This window comes from Streptomyces sp. NPDC002690 (assembly GCF_053592415.1).
This window is the reverse complement of the sequence record NZ_JBSFVR010000374.1, coordinates 1-7302: the sequence shown is the minus strand read 5'-3', so window position 1 is coordinate 7302 and position 7302 is coordinate 1. Positions and strand designations below refer to the sequence as shown.

Sequence of the window (7302 nt, the reverse complement as noted above, 5' to 3'; positions counted from 1 at the left end):
CGAGAAGGATACGAGCGAGGAGGCCAAGCGGTTCGACCTGATGGCGTACGGTCTCCAGCTCGCCGCGCTGGAAGGCGGCTGTTGGAGTCCCCGGTTCCGGAGGCGCCGCCCGGGCCGGGGCGAGGGTCGGGGTGGCCCGGTGGTGGCGGATCCGGAAGTCAGTGGCCGAAAAGCCGGAAGGGGGGCGTCAGCGGCTGTCGCTCTCCTTCGGCGCGGCGGCGGCCCGGCCGGCTTCCAGCCGGGCGACCGGGATGCGGAACGGCGAGCAGGAGACGTAGTCGAGGCCCACCTCGTGGAAGAAGTGCACCGACTCCGGGTCGCCGCCGTGCTCGCCGCAGACGCCGAGCTTGAGGTCGGGGCGGGTGGCGCGGCCGGCCTCGACGGCGCTGCGCACCAGGGCGCCGACGCCGTCCTGGTCGATGGTCTCGAACGGGGAGACCCCGAAGATGCCCTTCTCCAGGTAGGCGGTGAAGAAGGACGCCTCCACGTCGTCGCGGGAGAAGCCCCACACCGTCTGGGTGAGGTCGTTGGTGCCGAAGGAGAAGAACTGCGCGGCCTCGGCGATCTGACCGGCGGTCAGTGCGGCGCGGGGCAGCTCGATCATGGTGCCGATGGTGAGCCTGAGGTCGGTCCCGGTGGCCGCCTGGACCTCGGCGATGACCTGGTCCGCCTCCTCGCGGACGATCTCCAGCTCCTGGACCGTGCCGACGAGCGGGATCATGATCTCGGCGCGCGGGTCGCCCTTGGCGTTCTTCCGGTGCGCGGCGGCTTCGGCGATGGCACGGACCTGCATGGCGAAGAGGCCGGGGATGACCAGACCGAGGCGCACCCCGCGCAGGCCCAGCATCGGGTTCTGCTCGTGCAGCTTGTGCACGGCCTGGAGGAGCCGCAGGTCGTTCTCGTTGGCGTCCTTGCGGGACTCGGCGAGGGCGACGCGCACCGAGAGTTCGGTGATGTCGGGCAGGAACTCGTGGAGCGGCGGGTCCAGCAGCCGTACGGTGACGGGCAGTCCGTCCATCGACTCGAACAGCTCGATGAAGTCGGCCTTCTGGAGCGGCAGCAACTCGGCGAGGGCCGCCTCGCGTTCGGCGTCCGTGTCGGCGAGGACCAGCTTCTCCACGAGGACGCGGCGCTCGCCGAGGAACATGTGCTCGGTGCGGCAGAGGCCGATGCCCTGGGCTCCGAACCGGCGTGCGCGCAGGGCGTCTTCGGCGTTGTCGGCGTTGGCCCGTACCCGCAGTCGCCGCATCCGGTCGGCGTACGCCATGATCCGGTGGACGGCGGCGACGAGTTCGTCGGCGTCGTCGGCGCCCGCGTGCATCCGGCCCTCGAAGTACTCGACGACCGGGGACGGCACGACGGGTACCTCGCCGAGGTAGACCTTGCCGGTGGAGCCGTCGACGGAGACGAGGTCGCCCTCCTCCACCACGGTGTCGCCCACGGTGAGCCGACGGCGCTTGGTGTCGACCTCGATCTCCTCGGCGCCGCAGACACAGGTCTTGCCCATGCCCCGGGCGACGACGGCGGCGTGCGAGGTCTTGCCGCCGCGCGAGGTCAGGATGCCCTCGGCGGCGATCATGCCGTCGAGGTCGTCGGGGTTGGTCTCGCGGCGGATCAGGATGACCTTCTCGCCGGAGCGGGACCATTTGATCGCGGTGTACGAGTCGAAGACGGCCTTGCCGACGGCGGCGCCCGGGGACGCGGCGATGCCCCGGCCGAGCAGCCTGGTCTTCGCGGTGTCGTCGAAGCGCGGGAACATCAGCTGGGCGAGCTGGGCGCCGGTGACGCGCTGGAGGGCCTCGGCCTCGTCGATGAGTCCCTGGTCGACGAGTTGGGTGGCGATCCGGAAGGCCGCCCCGGCGGTGCGCTTGCCGACGCGGGTCTGGAGCATCCACAACTGGCCGCGCTCGATGGTGAACTCGATGTCGCAGAGGTCCCGGTAGTGGGTCTCCAAGGTCTCCATGATCTGCATCAACTGGTCGTAGGACGCCCGGTCGATGGACGAGAGCTCCGCGAGCGGAACGGTGTTGCGGATGCCCGCGACGACGTCCTCGCCCTGGGCGTTCTGCAGGTAGTCGCCGTAGACGCCCTGGTGGCCGCTGGCCGGGTCGCGGGTGAAGGCGACGCCGGTGCCCGAGTCGGGTCCGAGGTTGCCGAAGACCATCGAACAGATGTTGACGGCGGTGCCGAGGTCGCCGGGGATGCGCTCCTGGCGGCGGTAGAGCTTGGCCCGGTCGGTGTTCCACGACTGGAAGACGGCGTGTATGGCCAGGTCCATCTGCTCCCGGGCGTCCTGCGGGAAGTCGCGGCCGGCCTCGGTCTTCACGATCCGCTTGAAGTTCTTGACGAGCTTCTTGAGGTCCTCGGCGCCGAGGTCCGTGTCGACCTCGACCTTCTTGGCCCGCTTGGCGTCCTCCAGCGCGTCCTCGAAGAGGTCGCCACCGACACCGAGCACCGTCTTGCCGAACATCTGGATGAGGCGTCGGTACGAGTCCCAGGCGAAGCGCTCGTCGCCCGCCTGCGCGGCGAGACCGACGACGGAGGCGTCGGAGAGGCCGATGTTGAGGACGGTGTCCATCATGCCGGGCATCGAGAACTTGGCACCGGAGCGTACGGAGACCAGGAGCGGGTCGTCGGCCTGGCCGAGGGTCTTGCCCATCCGCGCTTCGAGGGCGGCGAGATGGGAGCTCACCTCGTCGCGGAGTTCGGCGGGTTCGACACCGCTGTCGAGGTAGACCTTGCACGCCTCGGTGGTGATGGTGAAGCCGGGAGGGACCGGCAGACCGAGGTTGGTCATCTCGGCGAGGTTCGCACCTTTCCCACCGAGCAGGTCCTTCAGATCCTTGTTGCCCTCGGTGAAGTCGTAGACGAACTTCCTTGGACCGTTGTTTCCCGACACGGGTCTCGACTCCTTGAGGACGCGGTGGCTGCCCTGACGGCCAGGAACATACCCAGATCAAAGGCGCCTGGTGGCATCCACTTCTCCATCGTGCGGCCGTAACCACCCGTCTGCCAGCAGATCGAAAGTGAGGGGTCGTCTGGGCCTCTCCGAGGCGTGTGTTCACCTCTCGAACGCGAGGTGACGCTCCGCAGATGATCCACCAGGGAATCGTGACGCTCGGTGAGGATGACGTCGATCGATCAAAGTCTGCACATCTGGCACGCAGTGCCATCATTTGAGAAGTTGCGTCACGCCGGAGGGCCGAACGAGCCGCTCATCTGAGCTAAACACCCCTCAGGCGTGGCGAGAATCACGCCGCCCCGGAGCGCCCCGATGCCACCATGCGGACATCCCGCGATCAGGCCGTCGCCACCCGCCGCTCCCCTGGAGCCCGCAGAGCGGGGGCCTGAGGGTGGCGGAGGAACCGGGAGCCGGGCGCCCGCCGCCCACGGGACGGCCGGCGGCCACGGGCTCGCCAACCGGCCTGAAAACAGGGGCGCTTCGGGACGGCTCCTCATGTGATGATCGCTCCGGCGCGTCGGGTCCGCCGGCGGCTTCCGCATCACACCCCGGGGGAACTCCTTGAGGCAGATCTCTACTGGCCATCACGTACGTCTCAGATCCGGTGCCGTGGCGTTGGCCGTGGCCGGCCTGCTGGTCGGCGGCCTCGGCGTCCCCGCCTTCGCCGACGACGATCCGCCGCAGACCGACCAGCTGTGGATCGCCGGCCCGTACGAGCAGACACTGCCTCTCGGCACCGGGGGCGAACAGCCGCAGACCCGCGTCCTCGATGTCGGTCTCTACCACGACAACCAGAACTTCACGGTGACCGACGGCAGACTGACCGTCGACGCCTCCGGTCTCACCGGTGTCGCCGACGTGACCTGGCCCGACAACTGCGCGCCGACGGGTGCGACCGCGGTGTGCGACATCCCGACGGTGCCCGTGACCGGGAGGGACTACCAGCCCCAGGTACTGCTGACGGTCCGCGCCGCCGACGGCGCCGGAGCCGGCACGCAGGGCACCGTCACCTACGGGGCGACGGCCACCGGAGGCCCCGACGGCACGCTCACCGCACCGCAGGAGAGCTTCTCCACGACGGTCACCGTCGGCTCGGGGCCCGACCTCGCTCTCGACCCCGTCGCCGACATCGAGGGCGCTCAGCCCGGCGCCGAGCTGACGATCCCGTTCCGGGTCACCAACCACGGCAACGAGAACGCGAACGGGTTCGGCGTCACGCTGTACACCTCGTACGGCCTCACCGACCCGACCCCGTACGACGCCTGCGACTACACCACGTCGGACGGCGACGAGTACGCACCTTCGGGTTACGTGAACTGCACGTTCGACCAAGTGCTGGCGCCGGGCGAGTCCTTCGAGCTGCCCGAGCCGCTGACCGTACAGCTCGCTTCCCACGCACTGAACGAGCGCCTGGACATCGACGTCGAGCCCGGCGGCGTCCAGGATCTCGACTCCGCGAACAACTACGCCATCGTTCAGATCGGCGCGGAGAACACCGCCGACTTCTCCGTGACCGGTGACGCGATCTCCGGTGCCGCGGGCGAGACCGTCACGGCCGATCTCACGTTCGAAAACCACGGCCCGGCCTGGGTCGGCAACCTCGGCTCCGGCGATCCGGCCGCCAAGGTCCGGCTGATCGTGCCCGAGGGCACCACGGTCACGGACGTACCGTCCGACTGCTCCCCCCGCACCCTCGCCGGGAGCTACTACCCGTCGCGGACGGGCGCCCCGCGTTACGACTGCGCCCTGCCGTACTGGGTCCGGGAGGACGCACGGCGCACGTTCACACTTACCCTGCGCGTCACCACCGTGGTGCCCGGCGCGACCGGTTCCGTGAGCGTCCACCCCGGGTACGGCGAGTTCGGCGCCCCGCCGTTCGGCTTCGACCCGGATCTCACGAACAACACGGCGGTTCTGACCGTCAACTGACGGCGGCCGGTGCGGCGGTGGCCCCTGGCACGGGGTGCCACCGCCGCACCGGAGGCTTCGTACCCCCCGCGGGTCCGTGCCGCCGTCAGCCGCCGGAGGTGTCCAGCTCGGCGTCCGCGCTCACGCCGGAGCAGTCGTACGGGTCCTTCAGCCAGCCGTCTGGGAGCACCACCCGGTTGTTGCCCGACGTGCGTCCGCGCGGGCCGTCCGCGCCGTCCGGCCAGGGCTGGTCGAGGTCCAGCTCGTTCAGCTGGCCGGCCAGCTCCTGGAGGGAGGAGGTGATCGCGAGCTTCTTGCGCATCTCCGAGCCCACCGCGAAGCCCTTGAGGTACCAGGCCACGTGCTTGCGGAAGTCGATCACGCCGCGCGCCTCGTCACCGATCCACTCGCCCAGCAGGGTCGCGTGGCGCACCATCACCTCGGCGACCTCGCGCAGGGCCGGTTCGCGCTTGGTGTTCGTGCCGTCGAAGGCGCCGACCAGATCACCGAAGAGCCAGGGGCGGCCGAGGCAGCCGCGGCCGACGACCACGCCGTCGCAACCGGTCTCGGCCATCATCCGACGGGCGTCCTCGGCGGACCAGATGTCGCCGTTGCCGAGGACGGGGATCTCCGGGACGTGCTCCTTGAGGCGGGCGATGGCCTCCCAGTCGGCGGTGCCGCCGTAGTGCTGGGCCGTGGTCCTGCCGTGCAGCGCGACGGCGGCCACGCCCTCTTCGACGGCGATCCGGCCTGCGTCGAGGTAGGTGAGGTGGTCGTCGTCGATGCCCTTGCGCATCTTGATCGTGACCGGCAGCTCACCGGCGTTCCCCACGGCCTCGCGCAGGATCGCGCGCAGCAGCGGTCGCTTGTACGGGAGAGCCGAGCCGCCGCCCTTGCGGGTCACCTTGGGGACCGGGCAGCCGAAGTTCAGGTCGATGTGGTCGGCGAGGTCCTCGTCGACGATCATGCGGACGGCCTTGCCGACCGTGACCGGGTCCACACCGTAGAGCTGGATCGACCGGGGGGTCTCGCTCGCGTCGAAGTGGACGAGCTGCATGGTCTTCTCGTTGCGCTCGACCAGCGCCCGCGTCGTGATCATCTCGCTGACGAACAGCCCCCGGCCACCGGAGAACTCACGGCACAGGGTGCGGAACGGCGCGTTGGTGATACCGGCCATGGGGGCGAGGACCACCGGCGGCTGCACGGTGTGCGGGCCGATGCGGAGCTGCTGGGGCGCGGGGGCGAGCGTGGTCATCCCCCCATTGTCCCGTACGCGCGGAACTCCTCCGCCGGGCCGGTACGCCTCCGCCACCGCTCACCCCGTACGACCCATGCGCCACACCTGCCGCTCCCACCGCTTCCGGCACGCCCGGCAGGTGCGGAACACCGCGTTCCGGCGGCGGGTGGCTAGCGTCGGGCGGCATGACCTTACGTACGGAACGACGAGAGGTTCCCGCCACCATGCCCCACCGCTCCCCCATCGCGCACCCGTCCCGCCGGAGCCTGCTGACGCTGGCCGGGGCGGTCGGCGCCGGCACGCTGCTCACGGCCGGGACCGCGCACGCCACCGGGTCGTCCCGAGACCTCGCGGCAGGGGCCGAGGACGCACTGGCCTCGCTGCGGGCCCTGGAGCGGGAGCACGGCGCCCGGCTCGGCGCGTACGCCCGCAACGTCGCCACCGGCGCCACGGTGGCCCACCGCGCCGACGAGCGCTTCCCGCTCTGCTCGACCTTCAAGACGCTCGCGGCGGCGGCCGTCCTGCGCGACCTGGACCGGGACGGCGAGGTGCTGGGCCGGCTGGTCCGCTACACGGAGGCGGACCTGGTCGACGCCTCCGACGTCACCCGGGCCCATCTGGCCACCGGGATGACCGTGGCCGAGCTCTGCGACGCGGCGATCTGCGACAGCGACAACACCGCGGGCAATCTGCTGCTGCGGGAGCTGGGCGGCCCGTCGGGGGTCACCCGCTTCTGCCGGTCGCTCGGGGACGACACGACCCGCCTGGACCGGTGGGAGACGGAGCTGAACTCGGCCGAGCCCTGGCAGTGGCGGGACACCACCACCCCCTACGCCCTCTCGCGTACGTACGCCCGGCTCGTCCTCGGTGACGCGCTCACGCCGGGCGACCGTGAGCGGCTGACCGGCTGGCTGCTGAACTGCCGGACCAGCGCGACCCGCTTCCGGACGGGGCTGCCGAAGGACTGGACGATCGCCGACAAGACCGGCGGCGGCTCCTACGGCACCTGCAACGACGCGGGGATCGCCTGGACGGCTGCGGGCGAGCCGGTGGTGGTGACGGTACTGACCACCAAGCCGCAGGCCACGGCGGCCGGGGACCACCCGTTGGTGGCGAAGGCGGCGGCGGTGCTGGCGACGGCGGTCGGCTGAGCCGGCCCGCACGACGGCCGTGGGGCCCGGATCGCCACGACGGC

The 7302-nt window shown here is 70.8% G+C and carries 4 protein-coding genes; 2 read left to right on the top strand and 2 right to left on the bottom strand.

Features of this window, described 5'->3' with window-relative positions; all coding sequences use genetic code 11:
- Window positions 1–187: 187 nt before the first annotated feature.
- Entirely contained in the window at window positions 188–2899 is a 2712-nt protein-coding gene (gene ppdK, locus ACWD3D_RS30865) for a pyruvate, phosphate dikinase (protein ID WP_451464045.1), read from the bottom strand.
- A gap of 672 nt (window positions 2900–3571) precedes the next feature.
- Between ppdK and ACWD3D_RS30860 the strand changes: the two genes are divergently transcribed.
- Complete coding sequence (locus ACWD3D_RS30860; RefSeq protein ID WP_451464044.1) at window positions 3572–4891, top strand: hypothetical protein; 1320 nt, start codon at window positions 3572–3574, stop codon at window positions 4889–4891.
- An 85-nt stretch (window positions 4892–4976) separates the two neighbouring features.
- Here the strand turns inward: ACWD3D_RS30860 and dusB are convergent, their stop codons facing one another.
- Window positions 4977–6125 (bottom strand): tRNA dihydrouridine synthase DusB, encoded by a 1149-nt coding sequence (gene dusB, locus ACWD3D_RS30855; RefSeq protein WP_451464043.1) that lies wholly within the window; start codon window positions 6123–6125, stop codon window positions 4977–4979.
- Between the two features lie 206 nt (window positions 6126–6331).
- Here dusB and bla point away from each other — a divergent pair, with 206 nt between their 5' ends.
- Window positions 6332–7258 (top strand): class A beta-lactamase, encoded by a 927-nt coding sequence (gene bla, locus ACWD3D_RS30850; protein WP_451464046.1) that lies wholly within the window; start codon window positions 6332–6334, stop codon window positions 7256–7258.
- Window positions 7259–7302 lie beyond the last annotated feature (44 nt).